The organism is Streptomyces sp. NPDC056480 (assembly GCF_042795405.1).
Lineage (GTDB): Bacteria > Actinomycetota > Actinomycetes > Streptomycetales > Streptomycetaceae > Streptomyces.
This window is the reverse complement of the sequence record NZ_JBHTSA010000033.1, coordinates 12,834-31,200: the sequence shown is the minus strand read 5'-3', so window position 1 is coordinate 31,200 and position 18,367 is coordinate 12,834. Positions and strand designations below refer to the sequence as shown.

Genomic DNA, 18,367 nt, shown 5'->3' with positions numbered 1-18,367 from the left:
GCGTACGGCGGGTGTGTCGGGGGTCTTCTTCCGGCGCGGGCCCTCGTCCGGGTGCTCCCCGGCCGTGCCGGACATCAGTTCTCCCCCTGGTGGCGCAGCGTCACGGCAGGGTCGGTGCGTCGCAGGGCGATCACGGCGACCATGGCGAGCGGCAGCGCGGCGACGCCGGCGAGCAGCAGGGCCACCTGACCGAGGGGCAGTTCGACCAGGACCGGGGGTACGGGCCGGGCGGCCTGGCCGGTCAGGACGACGAGCGGGACGACGGCCCGGGCCAGGACGGCGCCGAGTCCGATGCCGATGAGCAGGCCGATGCCGATGAGGAGTCCCTGTTCGGCGGCGATCAGCCGGGCGAGGCGGCGGCGTGGTGCGCCGAGTGCCCGCAGGACGCCGAACTCGGCGGACCGTTCCCGCATGGCGCCGGCCGAGCCGACCGCGAAGCCGACGGCGGCGAGCGCGGCGGCAGCGGCGGCGACCGCCATGAGCGCGGCGTTGGGGCCGGCGCCGAGCGGGTCGCCGAGCAGTTCGGCGGCGACCTCGTCGCGTACGAGGACCTGGGCGGGGTCGGCGTTGGGCCGGGCGCGCAGGGCGGCGGCGATGTCGTCGGCGCGGCCGGGTTCGACGGTCAGCCACCACTCGGTCGCCGCCACGGTCGAGGCCTCGCCGGTGGACAGGTACTGGTTGACGGAGGCCAGGTCGACGAGGATCGTGCCGCCGTCCTCGGGGGTGGCGACCGGGCTGGTCGCGGACGCGGCCTGGGCGCCGGGACCGGTGGTGGGCAGTTCCTCGACGACGCGGGAGACGGTGACGTCGATCCGGCGGCCGCCGAGGGCGAGCTCGATCACGTCGCCGGGCCTGGCGCCGGCCGCCGTCATGAAGGTTCGGGTGGCCACGGCCGAGAGGCGGCCCGGCGCCTTGGGCCCGGGTGCCTTCATGCGGACGACGAACTCCTCCGCCGACCAGAACATCTCGCTCAGGGGCGTGCCGGAGACGCCGAAGGTGAGGACGTACGGGGCGGGGCGGCCGCCCGGCCCGGCGGCGCCGGGCACGCCGGAGGTGGGGACGGGGTTCTGGGGGTCGCCCTGCTCGGTCTGCTCGAAGGTGTGCGCCCAGGATCCGAGGACCGTCCCGGGGGAGTGGATCTTCTCGCCGCCGTCCGCGCCGACGACACCGAACCGCTCCACGCGGAGGGTCTGGGTGCCCTTCGCGTCGGCGGTGATCTCTCCGGTGAACTCCAGACCGACGAGGGTGAGCAGCCCGGCGGAGCCCCGGTCGCCCCCGGTGCTGCCGGGGCCCGCGGTCATGGCGCCGACGTCCAGGGTCAGCCGGTGCGTCCGGTCGTCGTCGGGCAGCGTCCCCAGGGCCCGTCGGTAGGGGACGCCGTTCGGGTCCTCCAGGACCGCCGTGACCCGGGCCTCGCCCTTCGGCGCGGCGAGCCGCAGGTCGGCGGTGAGCGACCGGGTGCCGGCGGGCAGCGGGAGGCCGGGGCGGGTGGTGGCCTTGGGGGCCAGCGGGGAGAGGAGGGAGCGGGCGGGGACGTCGGCGAGATCGGAGCGGAGCAGCATGCCGTCGTCGGCGTTCCGGGTGTCCACGGCCAGGATGGTCGCGTTCTTCCCGGTCAGGTCCATGGTGGTGCGGTGCACCGGGGCCACGGCGCGGACGCCCGGCACCTTGCCCAGCTGCTCGGTCTCGGTGGGCTCGCCGGGGCCCGCGCTGAGGACGCGGACGGCCGCGCCGACGCGGAAGTCGGCCTGGTCGCGCTGCGAACGCTCCCACGAGCCGCTCTGCCCGATGGCCAGCATGCCCATCGCCACGGCGAGGACCAGCAGCAGGACCGGTCCGGCGCCGCGCAGCGGCCGGCGGCTGAACTGCCAGCCGGCGAGGGCGGCGGAGAGACCGCGCCCGCCCGCCGCGCGCCGCTCGGCCAGTTTGGCGGCGGGCGGCAGCAGACGCAGCGTCAGGACGGTGCCGGCGAGCAGGGCGAGGGCGGGTGCGGCGACGAGCACCGGGTCGATGGAGCCGCCGCCGTCCCCGTCCGTGCCGAGGGTGCCGCCCGAGGCGGCGGGCCGCTGCAACTGCCAGTAGGCCACGGCGGCGACGGCGAGCAGACCGAGGTCCGCGCCGGCCCGTACGGGGCCGGGCAGCGAGGCCGAGCGGGCCTTGCGCAGTGAGACGGCGGAGCCGTCCCCGGCGGCGAGCGCGGGCGCGACCACGGCCGCGGCGCAGCACAGGGCGACGGCGGCGGCCACCAGCCACACCTGGAGCGACGGGGTCGAGTCGAGCCGTACGCCGAGGGAGGAGAGCGCGGACCGCTCGGCGAAGAGCCGGGTCAGCGGTCCGGACAGGAGGGGGGCGGCGAGCGCGGCGGGCAGGGCGAGCAGCAGTGCCTCGGTGGCGGCGAGCCCGGCGATCCGGCGGCGCGAGCCACCGCGGGCCCGCAGCAGCGCGGTCTCCCCGGACCGCTCGGTGCTGAGCAGCCGGGCGACGAGCAGCAGCGCGTACGCGGCGAGGAGGATCAGCTGGACGGCGACGATCAGCAGGGTGGAGCGGGAGACGAGCAGGGACCGCTGGGTCTGTTCCAGGACGGTCGGCAGCGCGGTGGACGCGGCGACGGTCGTACCGAACCGGTCGGTGGCACCGGCCAGCGCCTTCGGCCCCTCGGTCGCGGTGGCGCGCAGGGTGTCGATGCGGTCGGTGGTGAAGCCGGTGAAGTCGGCGGAGCCCAGCCAGGACGTCTCGCCGACGGTCAGCGCCCCGGAGGCGATGACGGCCGGGTCGACGAGCAGCGGCCCGTACGTCGTGAACGCGACCGTCCGCACACCGCGCCCACCGGCGGGATCCAGCTGCCAGTACAGGTCGCCGGTGTCGGTGGGCCGGTAGACGCCGGTGACCCGGGCCTTCAGCTTCCGGGCGTCGAACCGGTCGGTGAGGTCGAGCACCGCCCCGGGCGCGACCTTGAGCCGTCGCGCGGCCTCCTCGGGCAGCGCCGTCTCGACGACACCGGCCGTACGGGCGGCCGAGGGCCAGGCGCCCTCGACGAGGGAGAGCCGCGAGCGGTCGAGCGCGGCGAAGTGCGTCAGGTCGGGGTCGCCCTTACGGGCGGAGGGCGGCTGAAGACTCCGGGGCAGCGCGTACGGCCCCGAGCGCTCGAGCCGCCGTACGGTCACGGGCAGCCCGTCGAAGGTCTTCCGCATCCCGTCCTGGACGGCCGCCTCGGCGTCCGCCCGCTTGGCGGCGGGCACCTGCCCGCTCACGAGCAGTGAGGCGGCGGCCGCGGAACGCCCCCGCAGCCCCGCCTGGAGCGCGGCGTCCCCGATCGTCCCGGAGAACGAGGCGAGGGTGGCGAGCACCGAGGTCGTCAGGAGCACGGCGAGCAGTGCCGCGGAGAGCAGCAGCCGGTGCGCCCTGACGCGCAGAAAAACGAACCCCGTCACCCATCCCCCTGGCCACCCTGATCACGGTGCGCCCGTCGAACATGTGCCGAACGCTCCCGAAACTTCTCTCGGATGCTTTCAGAGTGCATGTGCCGCTGGAAACCGCTTGCGGGCGCACCTTGATCCGATCGTGACCGTTATTCGGGGTTCCGACTCCGGAATGTGTCCGTCCGTGGAGGTGGGGGCGGTGACGGGCCCGAGGGCGGGGGTGTGAGGGTGCGTCAGCCGGCCGTGTTCACCATCGACGCCGCCGCGTACGTCATGTAACGCCACAGTTCGGCCTCGTGCTCCGGGGCCAGGGAGAGGTCGTCCAGGGCCGCGCGCATATGACGGAGCCACGCGTCGTGGGCCGCCTGGTCCACGGTGAACGGAGCGTGGCGCATCCGCAGGCGCGGGTGGCCGCGGTGGTCGCTGTAGGTGCGGGGGCCGCCCCAGTACTGCATCAGGAAGAGCGCGAGCCGCTCCTCCGCCGGGCCCAGGTCCTCCTCCGGGTACATCGGGCGGAGCAGCGGGTCCCCCGCGACGCCCTCGTAGAAACGGCGGACCAGACGGCGGAAGGTCTCCTCGCCGCCGACCTGCTCGTAGAAGGTCTGCTCCTGCACTGTTTCCCCGGGAATCTCGTTCACCGTTCCATCGTCTCAGATGCCCCGCCCTAGGACCTGAGGCCCAGGACCGCTCGCCGGGGCCCCCGGGCGGCGGGACAGTGGAGGCATGGGTGAGCGGCGGGACGAGTTCGCCGAGGCCGGCGCGCGGGCGCGACGGGCGCTCGTGCGGGAGATCGAGGCCGAGGGAGCGCTGGCCGACGCCCGCTGGCGGCAGGCCTTCGCCGAGGTCCCGCGCCATCTCTTCGTGCCCTACTACTACGTCCCCGGCACCGGCGGCTACGAGCGGCTCTGGTCCGGCGACCCCGAGCCCGAGCGCCGGGACCGCTGGCTCGGCGGGGCCTACGCGGACACCGCCCTCGCCACCCGGGTGCGGGACGGGGAACTGGTCTCCTCCGCCAGCCAGCCCTCCCTGATGGCCCTGATGCTCCACGCCCTCGACGTCCGCGAGGGGGACGACGTCCTGGAGATCGGCGCCGGGACCGGCTACCACGCCGCCCTGCTCAGCCACCGCCTCGGCGCGGAGCACGTCACCACCGTCGACCTGGACGAGGAGATCGCCGAGTCCGCCCGGACCCATCTGGCCGCCGCCGGGTACCGGCCCGCCGTGGTCGCCGCCGACGGCGCCCGCGGCTGCCCGGAGCGGGCCCCCTTCGACCGGATCGTGGCCACCTGCGCGATGCCCTCGGTCCCGTACCCCTGGCTCGCCCAGTGCAGGTCGGGCGCCCTGGTGCTCGCCCCGGTCTCCACGGGGCTCCTGCTGCTGCGGGTGCACGACGCCGCCCACGCGGAGGGACGGTTCCTCGAGACCTCGGCCTACTTCGTGGCGCTGCGGGGCGTCGCGGGACGGGTCCCGCGCCACGGCCCGGCCGGGGACGAGCGCTTCCGCTTCTTCTGGGGTCTTGTCGACCAGGCCCTGGACAGGAACGAAGCGCTCTCGCTCTGGCTGCGCGAGGGGCGGCCCGAGCGGGAGCGCTTCGGTGTGACGGTCAGCGGCGAACGGCAGTGGGCCTGGCTGGACGACCCCGGGGGGCCGTACGCCTGGCCACTGCTCAGGGAGGGACTCAGCCCACCCGGATCGTGATCGTCGTCCAGGCGCCGACGTGCACCCGGTCGCCGTCCTGGAGCTGCACGGGGACGTAGGGCTGGATCGGCTCCTCGCCGCCGTTGATCGTGGTGCCGTTGGTGGAGTTCTGGTCCACCACCGCCCACGAGCCGTCCGGCTGCTGCACGAGCACGGCGTGCTGGTGCGAGACGCCCGGGTCCTCCGGCGGCACCGCCAGGTCGATGTCCGGGGACTCGCCGGTGGAGTGCCGGCGACGGCCGATGGAGATCTGGTTGCCCTGGAGCGGCAGGTGCTTGTCCGGCGAGTACGCGGGCAGGTTCAGCCCACCGGCCTCCGGGCCGCTGCGCTGCATCATCGCCATGAAGTACTCGCGGTCCGGACCGATGACCGCGGTCCAGGTCAGCGGCTGTCGCGGCGGCTGGAACTGCTGCTGCGGGGGCGCCGAGAAGTGCTGCTGCTGTGGCGGCGGGGGTGCCATGTGCTGCGGGGGCCCCTGGTGCTGCGGCGGCTGCGGAGGAGCCTGGTGCTGCGGAGGCTGCGGCGGCGCCTGGTGCTGCGACGGCGGCGAGAGCACCCAGTCGTCGTCCGCGCGCGGCTGCGGCGGCGCGGGCGGCGCCGGGGCCTGGGCCGGAGCGCCCGGGGGCGCGGCCGGGGGAGCGGACGGGGTCTGGAGGTACGCCGGAGGTGCGGGCGGCTGCTGACCGGGCGGACCGAAGGGGTCGCCCTGACCGGCCGGGCCGGGCGGCTGCTGCGCCGGCGGACGCTGCGGCGGGGCCTGGTGGTGCGTGGGGTCGCCGCCCAGCGGCTCGGCGGGACGGTTCACCTGCGAGGGCCGCGAGCCCTGGTAGCCGAACGGGTCCTGCCCCGGCGGCGGTCCCTGCTGCCCGTGCGGGCCCTGCGGACCGGGCTGCCCGTGCGGACCCGGCTGCCCGTGCGGACCCGGCTGCTGGCCCGGGTGGCCCTGCTGCGGTCCCGGCGCGGGCGGCGGCGTGGACTGGAAGCCCGGCGGCAGGTTCAGACCGGGCGGGGGACCCGCCGGGCGCTGCGCGGACGGCACGTTCTGCGGGGCCACCGGCGTGTACGAGGTCGCCGTGTTCGTGAGGAAGTTCCAGCGGCACTCCTCGCAGAACGGCGCCATGTGCTCGCGGGGCGTCCGGCACTGCGGGCAGAGCTCGGCCTGGGCCGTCGCGTTCGGGTCGCCACCGTGGCCGAAGCCACCGGGGGCACCAGGTGCGTCATAGCCACCGGGGGCGTCGTAGCCACCGGGACTGTTGGGGCCGGGATATCCGTACGCGGGGGGCGGCGGCGGGGGAGGCGGCGGTACGGCACCCGTCGGCGCACCCGCCCCGGCCATGCGATGGCCGCAGACCTCGCACCAGTCGTCGGAGACCGACTGGTGTCCGTTCGGGCAGGTCGGCATGTCGGTGCTTCCCCCTCTCGTCGTCCGGCCCGTGGCCGGGCTACCTCTTGACGCGAACGGTCTTGGTGGAGCGGGTCTCGAGTGTCATCTCGTCCGCTTCCGCGACCTTCGCCTTCAAACGCACAGTACCGGTCGCCGCATCGACGACGTCGACCACCTTCGAAAGCAGTTTCGCCGTATCCGCGTTGCCGGAGGCCGCCGCGAGCTGCACGGCGCGGCCCAGTTTCGCCGTCGCGCCGTCGTGATCGCCCGATTTGCGGGCATCCAGACCCTGCTGGATGACGTCCGCGAGCTCGGCCTGGCCCGTGTAGTGGGCGACCTGCGGGTTGATCGAGGTCGACATCGCCAGGTCGTCGGTCCACACCGCCCGTACCAGTCCTTGGGACAGCGGCTTCGGGTCGCCGCCCAGCGGGTCCGGTGCGATCAGGGAGACCCGGGCCGCCAGCATCTCCTGGCCGATCGCGGCCTGCGGGACCCGCACGCTCACGTGGTAGTCGCGGGACTCGTCGCCCCAGGAGCCCGTCGGGTAGTCCCCGGCGCGCGGACCGGCCTCCGTACGGCGCCCGGTCAGGTCCTCGACCGTCGGCGCCACCTGCTTCACATAGGCGATCTCCACCCCGACCGGGGTCCACAGCCGCAGCGAGACGTCCGCCACGCCCTTGCCCATCGCCTGCTCCATCATCGCCGTGAAGTCGGCGGTGAGGGCGGCCGGGTCGGCGACGATGTCGGCGGAGCCGAGGAGCGCCGAGGCGATCCCGGTGACCTCCTTGACCTCCCAGTCGGTGCCCACCCCGCGCGCGTCGCAGGTGAAGCGGCCGGCGCAGGCGTCCAGCGCGGCCCGCAGCTCCTCCGGCGACTCGTGCTCGTTGCGGCCGTCGGTGAGCAGGATGCCGTGCCGGATGGTGAGGCCGTCGGAGGAGAGCAGCCGGTCCGCGAGCCGCAGCCAGGTGCCGATGGCGGTGCCGCCGCCCGCGCTCAGCCGGCGCAGCGACTCCTTGGCCTCGGCCCGGGTCCTGGCGTCGGCGACGGCGAGCCGGCCGTTCCCCGGGTAGACCTCCTTCGCCACGTGCGTACCGGCGACGACGGCGAAGGCCGTGCCGTCGCGCAGGGTGTCGACGGCGGCGGCGGTCGCCTCACGGGCACCGCGCATCTTGGTGGCGGGGTAGTCCATCGAGCCGGAGCAGTCGACCATGATCACGACGCCGGCCGTGCCGCCCCCCGCCCCGGCGAGCCGCTGCCGGCCCGTGGTGCCGCCGCCGGTCGAGGTGACCGTGACGATCGCGCTGACGTCCCGGCCGCCCTCGGGCAGGAACTCGTTCTGGTAGACGTCCACCGAGAACTGCGGCACGGTCGACTTGGAGAAGTTCGCCATCTGTTACGGCTCCTCGGGCAACAACGGTCAATCGGTGGAGGGACAGGGGATCGGCGCCGCTCAGGCGGATCCTGCCCCTGGGAGAGCGACGGTGAACGGCACGAGCGCGACCGTGATGTTGTCGTGGCCTCCGCCGTCCAGGGCGTGGCCGACGAGCACCTGGGCGCTGTGCAGCGGCCGGTCGGACGCGTCGGCCGGGACGACCCTGGCCATGTCGTCGGCGCCCTCCGCGTAGTTCCACAGGCCGTCCGTGCAGACGACGACCACACCGGACCGGTCGGGCTTGAACGCGGCCGTGTGCGGCTCGAGTTCGTACGCGTCGGCGCCGAGCCAGCCGGTGATCGCGTGGGCGCGCTCGTCCGCGTAGGCCTCCGCCTCGTTCATCAGACCGGCCGCGACCATCTGCGCGGCCCACGAGTCGTCCTCGGTGAGCCGGGCGGCCGGGGTGGCCCGGTCGTCCGGCACCCAGTAGACGCGGCTGTCGCCGACCCAGCCGACGACGAGCAGGCCGTCGGCGACGACGGAGCCCACGATGGTGCAGGCCGGGGCGTTGCGGTGGCGGTGCGGGTCGTGCTCGGCGCCGTCCTGGCCGGGCTCCTCCGCGAGGGAGTTGACGGCCTCCGCGGCGGCCACGATCGCCTCGTGCATCGCCTGCTGCGGGTGCGTTCCCCGGGGCAGCGCGGCGAGCAGGGAGGCGCCGGCCGCCTCGGCGGCGGCGGCGGACGCCTCGTCGGGCCGGGTCGCCGAGGACACGCCGTCGCAGACGATCGCGAGGGTGGCGGGGGAGCCGTCGGGGAGCGTGGTCGCCGATACGGCGAACGCGTCCTCGTTGCGGTGGTGGCGCAGCCCCCGGTCGGAGACGGCGGCGACGCTGCCGAGCTCCCGCTCCATGTGGTCGCGTTCGCGGGGCTGCGCGTGCCCGCAGTTCTCGCAGTAGCCGTCGGTGTCCACCCGCCCGGCCCGGCAGGCCACGCACAGGGCGGAGCCGGGGGCGGCGGAGGCGGCGGCCGGATCCGGAGCAGGAGCCTGGGCCGCCGGTGCGGGCGCCTGGGCCGCCGGTGCCGGTGCCGGTGCGGGGGCGGGCGCCGACGCGGGTGCGGCCGGCGGCGGGTCCACCCGTACCGCCGCACGCGGGTCCGGCGCGGCCAGCTCGAAGTCACCGCTGCCCGTCGTGGTCTCGCCGGCCGGGTCGGCGCCTGGCGGCACCGGCCCGTCCGTGCGGACCGCCATCGTGGGCAGGTCACGGCCACCGGAGTCGGTACCCGGGAGGTCGCCCGGGTGCTGGGTGGCGGTCGACAGCGAACCGGGGTCCCGGGGCGGGGCGTCCGGCCAGGCCACGGGGGTGCCGATGGCCACGGTCGGGCGGTCCGGCTCGACCCCGGCGACCGGCACGGCCGTCAGGTCGTAACCGCACGCCCCGCAGAACCGGTCCCCCGACTCCAGGGGCTCCGCGCAGTCCGGGCAGACGGTGAGGCCGTGCGACGGCTTCGGCTTCTGGGACATCCTCACACCCACGTCCGGGGGCGGAAGCGGTTGGCCCGCTCCACCAGTTCGATCCTCTCCTCGCCCCGCTGGGCGAGCCGGGCCAGCACCCGGTACGAGCGTTCGAGGCCGAAGCGCAGTCCGCGCTCGTCCAGTTCACTCCCGAGCAGCAGCGCGCCGCCGCCCGGTTCCGCACCGGGACTCCCGGAGAGTACCCAGTCGAGGGCGGTTCCGAGGACCTCCGTCGACAACTGCTCCCGGCGCACGGCGTCCAGACCGAAGCCCTGGAGCGCCGATACCTGCGCGGCGGCCGCCGTCAGATCGGCGGCGAGCGGCTCCGATGCCGGGCGCCGCCGCAGCCGCGCCCGCACGGTGGCGACCCGCGCCGCCGTGTAGTGGATCGAGGCCTCCGGCACGGACTCCAGGGACTGTACGGCTCCGATCCGGTCCCCGGCGGCGAGCTGCACCCGGGCGAGCCCGAAGGCCGCGCTGACGAAGCTCGGGTCGGTGGCCCACACCAGGCGGTAGTACTCGGCGGCGTTGTCCAGCTGGCCCAGCACCTCGGCACAGATCCCGAGGGCCAGCTTGGGCGAGGGCTCGCCGGGGAAGGCGTCGTAGACCGCGTCGAAGGCGAGCGCCGCGTGCTCGTGGTCGCCGGTCACCAGGGAGGTGACGCCCCGGTACCAGACGACCCGCCAGTCGTCCGGGTCGCGCTCCTCGAGCCCGGCCAGGGTCCGGGCGGCGGCCGGCAGGTCGCCCAGTTCCAGCTCGGCCCGCAGGGTGCGCAGCCGCAGCTCGGCGGAGGGCGCGGGCGCGGCCTGCAGCGCGGCGAGCAGCTCGCCGGGCGCGGCGGCGGCGAGACCGGCGAGGAAGCCGGCGTTGGGGTCGCCCGTGTCGACGCGCGGGACCGGCAGCGCGAGCGCGGTGGCGGGCGTGTCGAGCGGCGCGAGCAGGGCCCCGAGCCCGGCGACTGCGGCGGTGGCGGGTGCCCCTCCTCCAGACCCGGCGGGCAGCGCGCCGCCGGGCACGGCGCCCGGCGCGGCGGCGGGCAGCGCGGGCCGTCTGCGGCCCCGGCGGGCCCCGAGCAGCGACACGTCCTCCGTCAGCTCGGCGAACAGGGCCGTGTCCGTGACCCGGACCTCCGTGCCGAACAGCGTCGACAGCGCGGGCCGCGGCCGCCCCGACTGGAGCGCCACGACCTCCCGCAGCACGCCCGTCAGCTGCTCCGCCATCTCCTGCGCGGAGGCGAACCGGCGTGCCGGGTCCGGGTCGGTGGCGCGGACCAGGAAGCGGTAGAACGACTCGTACGTCCGGAAGACCGCGATGTTGTCCGGGTCGGGCAGCGAGTCCACGAAGACGTTCGTGTAGCCCTGGAAGTCGAAGGTCATCACCGCGAGGGTGCGCGCCACCGTGTACAGGTCGCTCGCCACCGACGGCCCGACCTCGGCCACCTCCGGCGCCTGGTAGCCGACGGTGCCGTAGATCGCGGACTCGTCGTCGTCCATCCGCCGGACCGCGCCCATGTCGATGAGCTTCAGCTGGTCCTCGGACTGGATGGCGTTGTCGACCTTGAAGTCGCAGTACAGCAGGTTGCGGCTGTGCAGGTGGCCGAGCGCCTCCAGGGCCTCGATCCCGTACGCGCAGGCCTGCTCGACCGGCAGCGGATCGCGGCGCCCGTCCGGGGTGCGCCGGTCGTTGGCGATCTCCTTGAGGGACTTGCCGCCGACGTACTCCATGACGATGTAGCCGTCCATGGAGCCGGTGCGCTGGTCGAGGTGCTCGACGAAGTTGTAGATGCGGACGATGTTGGAGTGCTCGATCTCGGCGAGGAAGCGGCGCTCGGAGATCGCCGCGGCCATGGCGTCCTGGTCGCCGGTGTCGAGGAGGCCCTTGAGGACGACCCAGCGGTCGGAGACGGCCCGGTCGACGGCGAGGTAGATCCAGCCCAGCCCGCCGTGCGCGAGACAGCCCGCGACCTCGTACTGCCCGTGGACGATGTCCCCGCCGCGCAGCTTCGGCACGAAGGAGTACGGGTGCCCGCACTTGGTGCAGAAGCCCTCCGTACGGCCCGGCCGCTCACCCCGCGAACGCCCCACGGGCGCACCGCAGTCGGAACGGGAGCAGAAACGCTTCCGCTCGGGAACCTCGGGGTTCTCCATGACCGCCGCCCGCGGGTCGGGCCGCGGCACCTCGGGGATCGACACCAGGCCGGCGCCCAGCCGGTTCCGGGCGGACTGACCGGTCGACGTACCGGAACTGCGCACCGACACCGAGCGGGACGCGGAGGCCCCGGAGAGCGAGCGCGAGAGCCGCCCGGAGACCGAACGGCGGGAGGTCGACGAGCGCGACGAGGCCCGCGAGGACGCCCGCGAACTGCTCCGCGAGGAACTGGAGTCCGGCCCCCCGACGCCGGAGCCGCCCCCGACGACGCTGCCCCTGCCCGGCACGGCCACCCCCGTGGGTGTCGAGCCGATGAGCCCGCCGGCCGCGACCACCGGGGCGAGGCCGCAGGTGTCGCAGTACAGCTCGCCGCCTCCCATGTCCTCGTACGAACCCTCGCACGAAGGACGCTGACAGCTCCCCACGCCCGTCTCCCCGCCGCTCACCACTGTTCCCCGCTCACCACTGTCGTCCTCCCGCGTCTCTCGGGCCGGACAGTACGTCCGCCGCCGCCTGCTGGTAGCGCAGGACGGCCTGTTCCGCGACCCGCAGATCGCAGGGCGCGCTCCACAGCATCCGGCGGGCCGCGTCGTACCGCTCCACGAGCAGCGGGTCCTCCGCCGCACCGAGCCGCGCCACCTTCGCCTTGTACGCGTCGAGCCTGCCGCGCAGTTCGGCCCGGACCGCGAGCGGGGCCGTGACCGCGGTCAGCGACTCCCGGGCCCGCAGCAGTTCGTCCTCCGCCTCCCGCTCCAGGGAGTCCAGGAGCGGGGAGAGCCGGTGCCACTGGGCGTGCCTGCGGTACTCGGCGGCCGCCGCGAGCCGCTCCTGGAGCACGATCGGCGGCCCGCTGACGGCCGGCACCTCGGAGGCGGCGATCTTCGCGAGCACCTCGCCCCGCGCGGCCCGCGCCTCGGCGAGCGTACGGTCCGCCCGCGACAGCACGTCCCGCAGCCGGAGCAGCCGGTCCTCGGAGTCCTGCCGGACCGCGAGCACCGCCTCGATCTCCCGCCGGATGTCCTCGAGGGCCAGGGCCGCCCGGTCGTACCGCTCGGTGTCGGGACGGCCCCCGCCGGGCGCCGAACTCCCGCTCGCCGGGCGCCAGAAGGCCAGCGGATCGGTGACGACCTGGGACCGCAGCGCGGTCAGCTCGGCGGTGATGTCCTCCAGCTCGTCGCCGGCCGGGTGCTCCCCGGGCCGTACGCCGACCGAGTGCGCGAGCGAGCGCGTCCGGCCCAGCTCGGCGGCGAGGAGGTCTATCCGGGCGGGCAGCGCCGACCAGACCGCGTCGGCGGTCACCACCACGTCCAGCGAGGACGCGTACAGCTCGTTCATCCGCCGGACCAGGCCCTCCAGGGTGAACCGCTCGGCGAGCAGCCCCTGTTCGCCCGCCCCGCCCGCCACGTGGACGCTCTCGCCGCGCAGCCGGTCGGTCAGCTCCACGAGCTCCTCACGGCCGGGCCAGCGGCGCCGGGCACGCACCTCGCGGACGTCCCGCAGGGCGCCGGTGTACACGTCGAAGCAGGTCCAGAGCAGGGTGATGGTCCGCTCGGTCGCCACCCAGCGGTCCCGGGTCGTGCCGGTCAGCTCCGCCCCTTCGAGCAGCCTGCGGCCCGCGTGGTCCTGGAGTGCGAACAGCGAGTCCTCGACCGCCTTGTGCTCGGCTCCGAGGCGCGCCAGCGCACGGTCCACCTCGTCCCGGTCCATCACCGGCCCAGGGGGTCCCGTGACGCCCATCGATCACCTCTTCCTCTCCGTGTACAGGGCTGGTCGTACGGGGCTGCCCGGCGCTACTTGTACAGGGGAGCGGGCGGCCCGGTTATCCCGGGCAGGTCCTTCTCCAGCCAGTTCTTGTACGCCTGCTGCCAGGGGCCCTGGCGATAGCCCACGAGGACCTGGTTGACCCGGCGGACCAGGTCGTCGTTGCCGAGCTTGGCGGCCACGCCGTAGTACTCGGTGGTGAACGGGGTGCCCTTGAGCTCGACCGCCGGGTCCTGGGCGGCCTGTCCGGCCGCCAGGGCGTTGTCGGTGACGACGGCGTCGACCTCGCCCATCTGAAGCCGGGCCAGGCAGTCCAGCTGGTTGGGGACGGTCAGCAGGTCCTTGTCGTCCTTGGTGCCGTCGGCCTCGTCCTTGAAGAGCGCGCCGAAGGACTTCTCCTCCAGGGCCTCGTAGGCCGTGGAGCCCTCGGCGGTGCAGACCCGCTTGCCCTTCAGCGAGGTGTCGTAACCGGTGATGTCCGTGGCCAGCTTGGGCGCGAGGACCTGCTGGCCGGCCTGGAAGTAGGCGGTGGAGAAGGCGACCTGCTGGATCCGCTTGCAGTTGATCGTCATGGTGCGCACGACGAGGTCGACCTTGCCGCTGTCGAGGGCGGCGATCCGCTGGTTCGTGGGGATCGCCCGGAAGATGACGGCGTCCGGGCTGCCCAGGATGTCCTTGGCGATGGCCCGCGCCAGATCGATGTCGAAGCCTTCGAGCGCGCGCGTCTCCGGGTTGCGGTAGCCCCAGCGGTAGCTGGACTGGTCGACGCCGACGACGAGCTTCCCGCGCTGCTTGACGGCCTCGATCGAGGGGCCGTCCGCCGTGGAGGGGGTGAGGGAGGCCCAGGGCTTGTCGCAGGTGTCCGCCTTGACCTGGACCCCGGTGCCGACGCCGGGCCCCGGCCCCGCGACGCCGGGCGCGGCCGCCGCGTCGCCGCTCTCGTGGGCCAGCGGGAGCAGGGTGAGCGAGGCGGTGAGCCCGCAGGCCACGGCCATCGCGGCCACCCCGCCCCAGCCCCGGAAGCGCTGCGCCGTCCGCCGCACCAGCGGGTACGTGCCGTTCGGCATCCCGCCCCCTCTCACCGGTACTCCGACAGTCTGCGGTTGATGCCGAGCACGGCGCCCGCCGCGCCCAGGATCCCGAGGGCCAGGGCGCCGAGCGGCAGCGCCTTCAGCGCGTCCCTGGCGTCCCCGGCGGAGCGGGTGAACTCGGTCTGCTCGTGCGCCAGGGCACGCTCCAGGGCGGCGTCGACCTGGTCGAATGACTGCCCGGTCGACTGCGCCGGGTCCTTGGCGCCGACGATGCGGCCGAGGGCGCCCTCGAAGTCGCCGGCCTCGTCCTTGGCGCGGGCGTCCTTGTGACGCTGCTTCCACTCGGCCGTACGCGAGGCGGCCTCGTCGACGGGGCCGCGGCCGGCGTCGTCGTCGGCCAGCTCCCGCGCCGTGGCGAGCGCGTCCGTCAGGGTGCCCGTGCTCGACGTGTACTCGGCCTCGTACTTGTCGTTCTTGCCGTCCTCGGTGAGGACGGCGCCCCGGGCGACCAGGGTCAGGAGCTCGTTGGCCCGGGCCGTGAGCGAGCCGATCCGGGCCGTGTTGAGCGACTGGAGGGACTCCTGCCCGTGCGTGCGCGCGCTGTCGAGGCCGCTGCGGGCGACGGTGTGCGCGGCGAGCAGCCAGAGCAGCACGGTCAGCGTGGCGGCGGTGGCGGCGAGCAGCCCGTGGTTGAGGACCCGGTTCGTCCGCAGGTAGGTGCGGCGCTGGGCCCAGGCCAGGACGGCGAGGGTGAGGAGTCCGAGGCCCAGGGCGAGGAACGGCCAGGTGCGGGCCGACTCGTCGTCCTCGTGGAGCCGTACGGTCTCGGCCTCGTACAGCCGCTCGGCGGCGGGCAGCAGGATGCTGGTCATCTGCTGGTTGGCGTACCGCAGATAGGCCCCGCCCAGCGGGAGGCCCTGCCGGTTGGCGGCGCGGGCGCGCTCGATCAGGCCCGTGTAGCGCGGGAGCTGTTCGTTGAGGGTGGCGATCTCGCGGGCCGACTCGCCCGAACCGTCCGTGCTCGCCGCGGCCTTGACGAGCAGTCGGGCGGCGGTGGCGATGTCCCGGTCGTAGCGCGCGCGGGACTCCGCGGGCTCCAGCGTGCCGGCGAGGAAGCCGCCGGCGGCGGTGGTGTCCGCGTCGGCGAGGGAGCGGTAGATCGCGGCGGCGTCGGCGGACAGCGGCTGGCTGCGGCTGACGACGTCGTCGGCGGCGGTCGTCCGGTCGTCGACCTGGAAGGCGGTGACGGCCCCGAACGCGACGACGAGCAGCGCGAGAACGGCCCCGAGGATCTGGAGCCGGCCCGGCTCGGTCGTCGTGGCGACCCGCAGTCGCTCCCGTCCCACGGCCCAGGCGCTCTGCCCCGCGGGCGGGGCGGCGCCCGGCGCTGGCGAGGGCTGCGCGGGCACGCCGGCCGGGCGCGCGGGCGCCTGCGCCGTGCTCCGCGCCGCCGGGGCGGCGGGTGCGTTCGGCGGGTGTGTCACGTGACCTCCCCCTGGGTCGCCGACTTCGGCCGGTCCGGCCTGCAGTATGGCCGCAGGGGGCCGTCCGCACACCGGGATTGACTGGATCTTGTTCTTATCGTGCCGTATGCCCCCGGCACATCCGCGGGCGAACCCCCTCACGCCGAGGGGCGAACCCCCACGCATCGAGGGGCGAATCCCCTCACTCTGAATACGTCACGAAGCCGTGATCGGTTCCGTATCGGCCATCGCTCGAACAGGTGAACATGCCTGCGGGGCGTCTCCTCCGGCAGAGAAGACGCCCCGCGACCACACCCCCCACCGGCCTCAGGCCCCGTAATGCTCCCGCAGCCGGGCCGCCGCCTCCGGGCCCGCCGCCACCTCGTCCAGGGCGAGCAGCCCCGCGCCGAGGACCGGCGGCGCCGTCACGAAGCCGATGACGGCCTTCGGCGCCCGCTCGGCGAGGAGTTCACGGATCCTCTCCTCCAGCTGCGGATGCCGTGCGGCGAGCACGCTGCCGCCCAGCATCACCGGCGCCTCCTCCTCCAGCAGTCCGAGCCGCCCGAGCGCGACCGCCGACAGCGCGACGACCTCCTCGGCGAGCCGGTGCACCAGCGACAGCGCGACCGGGTCGCCGTCCGCGCTCACCCGGAACAGGACCGGCGTCAGCTCGTGCCGCCGTTCGAAGGGCACGAGCCCCAGGTGCAGCGCCTCGATCAGCGCGTACATCGTCTCGAGACCGAAGTGCGCCGGCAGCGCCCGCGCCAGCTCGGACGGCTCGCCGCGCCCGTCCTCGGCGCGCGCCGCGAACCAGAGCGCCTCCTCGGCCATGCCGCTGCCGCCGCCCCAGTCCCCGGAGATCTTGCCGATCGCGGGGAAGCGCGCGGTCCGGCCGTCCGGGGTCATCCCGACACAGTTGATGCCCGCCCCGCACACCACCGCGACACCGCGCGGCTCGTCGAGCCCGGCCCGCAGTATGGCGAAGGTGTCGTTGTGCACCCGCGCCGACCGGCTCCAGCCCCTGCGGAGGAGTTCGGCCTGGAGGGCGGTCTCCTCGACGGGTAGGTCGGCATTGGCGAGACAGGCCGCGACATGGGCGAACGCCGGGGAGAGTCCGGTGCCGCCGGCCTCCGCCCACGCCCGCCCGACGATCTCCGCCAGGGTGTCGACGGCCGTCTCCACCCCCACCACCGGCGGCTGGAACCCGCCGCCGCGCGCCGCGCCGAGGACGGTGCCGTCCTGGGCGAGGACCGCGACGTCGGTCTTGCTGTTCCCCGCGTCGATCGCGAGGAGCACGCCGTTCGGGTTCACGCCCACGCGAGGTGCTCCCGGTTGTGCGCGATCAGCCGGTCGGTGAGCCCGTCGGCGTACGCGTACTGACCCACCAGCGGGTGTGCGAGCAGGGCCTTGAACACCCGGTCCCGGCCGCCGCGCAGCGCCGCTTCGAGCGCCAGGTCCTCGTAGGCCGTGACGTTCGCGATCAGACCGGCGTACAGCGGGTCCACCGGCGCGACCGGCAGCGGGGCGGCACCGTGGGCGCCGACCGCGGCCTGCGTCTCGATGACGGCGTCGTCCGGCAGGAACGGCAGCGTGCCGTTGTTGTAGGTGTTGACCACCTGGTACGGCGAGCCCCCGCCGCCGAGCAGGGACGCGGCCAGGTCCACGGCCGCCTCCGAGTAGAAGGCGCCGCCGCGCTTGGCGAGCAGGGCCGGCTTCTCGTCGAGCGCAGGGTCCCCGTACATCTCCAGGAGTTCCTTCTCCATCGCGGCGACCTCGGCGGCCCGCGAGGGCTTGGTGCCGAGCTCCCGGACGACCTCGTCGTGCGCGTAGAAGTAGCGCAGGTAGTACGAGGGGACGACGCCGAGCCGGTCCAGGACCGGGCGCGGCAGCCGCAGGTCGTCGGCGACCGCGTCCCCGTGCTCGGCGAGCAGCCGGGGCAGCACGTTCTCGCCCTCGGGGCCCCCGAGGCGTACGGCACGCTCCCAGGTCAGGTGGTTGAGCCCGACGTGGTCCAGGTGGACCTCGGACGGGGCGACGCCGAGGAGCCCGGCGAACTTCCGCTGGAAGCCGATCGCCACGTTGCACAGGCCGACGGCCTTGTGGCCGGCCTGGAGCAGCGCGCGCGTGACGATGCCGACCGGGTTGGTGAAGTCGATGATCCAGGCGTCCGGGTTGGCGCGCCGGACCCGCTCCGCGATGTCCAGGACGACCGGGACCGTGCGCAGGGCCTTGGCGAGACCGCCGGCGCCGGTGGTCTCCTGGCCGACGCAGCCGCACTCCAGCGGCCAGGTCTCGTCCTGTTCGCGGGCGGCCTGTCCGCCGACCCGCAGCTGGAGCAGGACGGCGTCGGCGCCCTCGACCCCGGCGTCGAGGTCGGAGGTGGTGGTGATCTTCCCTTCGTGGTCCTGCTTGGCGAAGATCCGCCGGGCGAGACCGCCGACCAGGTCGAGCCGGTCCGCGGCCGGGTCGACGAGGACGAGTTCGGTGATGGGCAGGGTGTCGCGCAGCCGCGCGAATCCGTCGATCAGTTCGGGGGTGTAGGTGGAACCGCCCCCCACGACAGTGAGCTTCATGGTGTG

Annotated in this window: 12 protein-coding genes; 1 reads left to right on the top strand and 11 read right to left on the bottom strand. The window is 74.8% G+C overall.

All coding sequences use genetic code 11. The features are described from left to right. Positions 1-74: 74 nt before the first annotated feature. Both ACFQ79_RS17035 and ACFQ79_RS17030 read right to left on the bottom strand, forming a co-directional pair. A complete protein-coding gene (locus ACFQ79_RS17035) occupies positions 75-3,431 on the bottom strand; it encodes an FtsX-like permease family protein (protein ID WP_383583996.1) in 3,357 nt (1,118 codons plus the stop codon). A gap of 221 nt (positions 3,432-3,652) precedes the next feature. Next, positions 3,653-4,057, bottom strand: a complete 405-nt coding sequence (locus ACFQ79_RS17030; protein ID WP_383583994.1) for a globin — start codon at positions 4,055-4,057, stop codon at positions 3,653-3,655. A gap of 85 nt (positions 4,058-4,142) precedes the next feature. Here ACFQ79_RS17030 and ACFQ79_RS17025 point away from each other — a divergent pair, with 85 nt between their 5' ends. Continuing rightward, positions 4,143-5,117, top strand: a complete 975-nt coding sequence (locus ACFQ79_RS17025; protein WP_383583991.1) for a methyltransferase domain-containing protein — start codon at positions 4,143-4,145, stop codon at positions 5,115-5,117. On the opposite strand, the gene ACFQ79_RS17020 is transcribed toward ACFQ79_RS17025, so the two are convergent. From ACFQ79_RS17020 to ACFQ79_RS16980, 9 genes are all read right to left on the bottom strand, one after another. Continuing rightward, positions 5,098-6,519, bottom strand: a complete 1,422-nt coding sequence (locus ACFQ79_RS17020; protein ID WP_383583988.1) for an FHA domain-containing protein — start codon at positions 6,517-6,519, stop codon at positions 5,098-5,100. The two genes, ACFQ79_RS17025 and ACFQ79_RS17020, sit on opposite strands and share 20 nt — an antisense overlap. 40 nt (positions 6,520-6,559) lie before the next feature. Then, on the bottom strand, positions 6,560-7,891 hold the full coding sequence (locus ACFQ79_RS17015; protein ID WP_383583985.1) for a VWA domain-containing protein: 1,332 nt from the start codon (positions 7,889-7,891) through the stop codon (positions 6,560-6,562). 60 nt (positions 7,892-7,951) lie between these two features. Further along, a complete protein-coding gene (locus tag ACFQ79_RS17010; RefSeq protein ID WP_383583982.1) occupies positions 7,952-9,394 on the bottom strand; it encodes a PP2C family serine/threonine-protein phosphatase in 1,443 nt (480 codons plus the stop codon). 2 nt (positions 9,395-9,396) lie between these two features. Next, complete coding sequence (locus tag ACFQ79_RS17005) at positions 9,397-11,913, bottom strand: tetratricopeptide repeat protein (RefSeq protein WP_383584091.1); 2,517 nt, start codon at positions 11,911-11,913, stop codon at positions 9,397-9,399. A 79-nt stretch (positions 11,914-11,992) separates the two neighbouring features. Beyond that, the gene (locus tag ACFQ79_RS17000; protein ID WP_383583978.1) at positions 11,993-13,270 is read right to left on the bottom strand and encodes a hypothetical protein; all 1,278 of its coding nucleotides are present in this window, start codon (positions 13,268-13,270) and stop codon (positions 11,993-11,995) included. A gap of 53 nt (positions 13,271-13,323) precedes the next feature. Beyond that, on the bottom strand, positions 13,324-14,361 hold the full coding sequence (locus ACFQ79_RS16995; protein ID WP_383583975.1) for a glutamate ABC transporter substrate-binding protein: 1,038 nt from the start codon (positions 14,359-14,361) through the stop codon (positions 13,324-13,326). An 11-nt stretch (positions 14,362-14,372) separates the two neighbouring features. Next, positions 14,373-15,809: a hypothetical protein gene (locus ACFQ79_RS16990; RefSeq protein ID WP_383583972.1), complete on the bottom strand. Its 1,437-nt coding sequence runs from the start codon at positions 15,807-15,809 to the stop codon at positions 14,373-14,375. Between the two features lie 306 nt (positions 15,810-16,115). Continuing rightward, the gene (locus ACFQ79_RS16985; protein ID WP_383583970.1) at positions 16,116-17,105 is read right to left on the bottom strand and encodes an N-acetylglucosamine kinase; all 990 of its coding nucleotides are present in this window, start codon (positions 17,103-17,105) and stop codon (positions 16,116-16,118) included. Further along, positions 17,096-18,361, bottom strand: coding sequence for a 6-phospho-beta-glucosidase (locus ACFQ79_RS16980; RefSeq protein ID WP_383583968.1), 1,266 nt, complete (start codon positions 18,359-18,361; stop codon positions 17,096-17,098). The genes ACFQ79_RS16985 and ACFQ79_RS16980 overlap by 10 nt, the downstream gene beginning before the upstream one ends. Positions 18,362-18,367 lie beyond the last annotated feature (6 nt).

Bases quoted from the DNA above. Each gene is read 5' to 3' on its own strand.
- ACFQ79_RS17010 (WP_383583982.1), bottom strand. From the start codon at position 9,394: ATGTCCCAGAAGCCGAAGCCGTCGCACGGCCTCACCGTCTGCCCGGAC.
- ACFQ79_RS17020 (WP_383583988.1), bottom strand. From the start codon at position 6,519: ATGCCGACCTGCCCGAACGGACACCAGTCGGTCTCCGACGACTGGTGC.
- ACFQ79_RS17015 (WP_383583985.1), bottom strand. From the start codon at position 7,891: ATGGCGAACTTCTCCAAGTCGACCGTGCCGCAGTTCTCGGTGGACGTC.
- ACFQ79_RS17005 (WP_383584091.1), bottom strand. From the start codon at position 11,913: ATGGGAGGCGGCGAGCTGTACTGCGACACCTGCGGCCTCGCCCCGGTG.
- ACFQ79_RS17000 (WP_383583978.1), bottom strand. From the start codon at position 13,270: ATGGGCGTCACGGGACCCCCTGGGCCGGTGATGGACCGGGACGAGGTG.
- ACFQ79_RS16980 (WP_383583968.1), bottom strand. From the start codon at position 18,361: ATGAAGCTCACTGTCGTGGGGGGCGGTTCCACCTACACCCCCGAACTG.
- ACFQ79_RS16995 (WP_383583975.1), bottom strand. From the start codon at position 14,361: ATGCCGAACGGCACGTACCCGCTGGTGCGGCGGACGGCGCAGCGCTTC.
- ACFQ79_RS17025 (WP_383583991.1), top strand. From the start codon at position 4,143: ATGGGTGAGCGGCGGGACGAGTTCGCCGAGGCCGGCGCGCGGGCGCGA.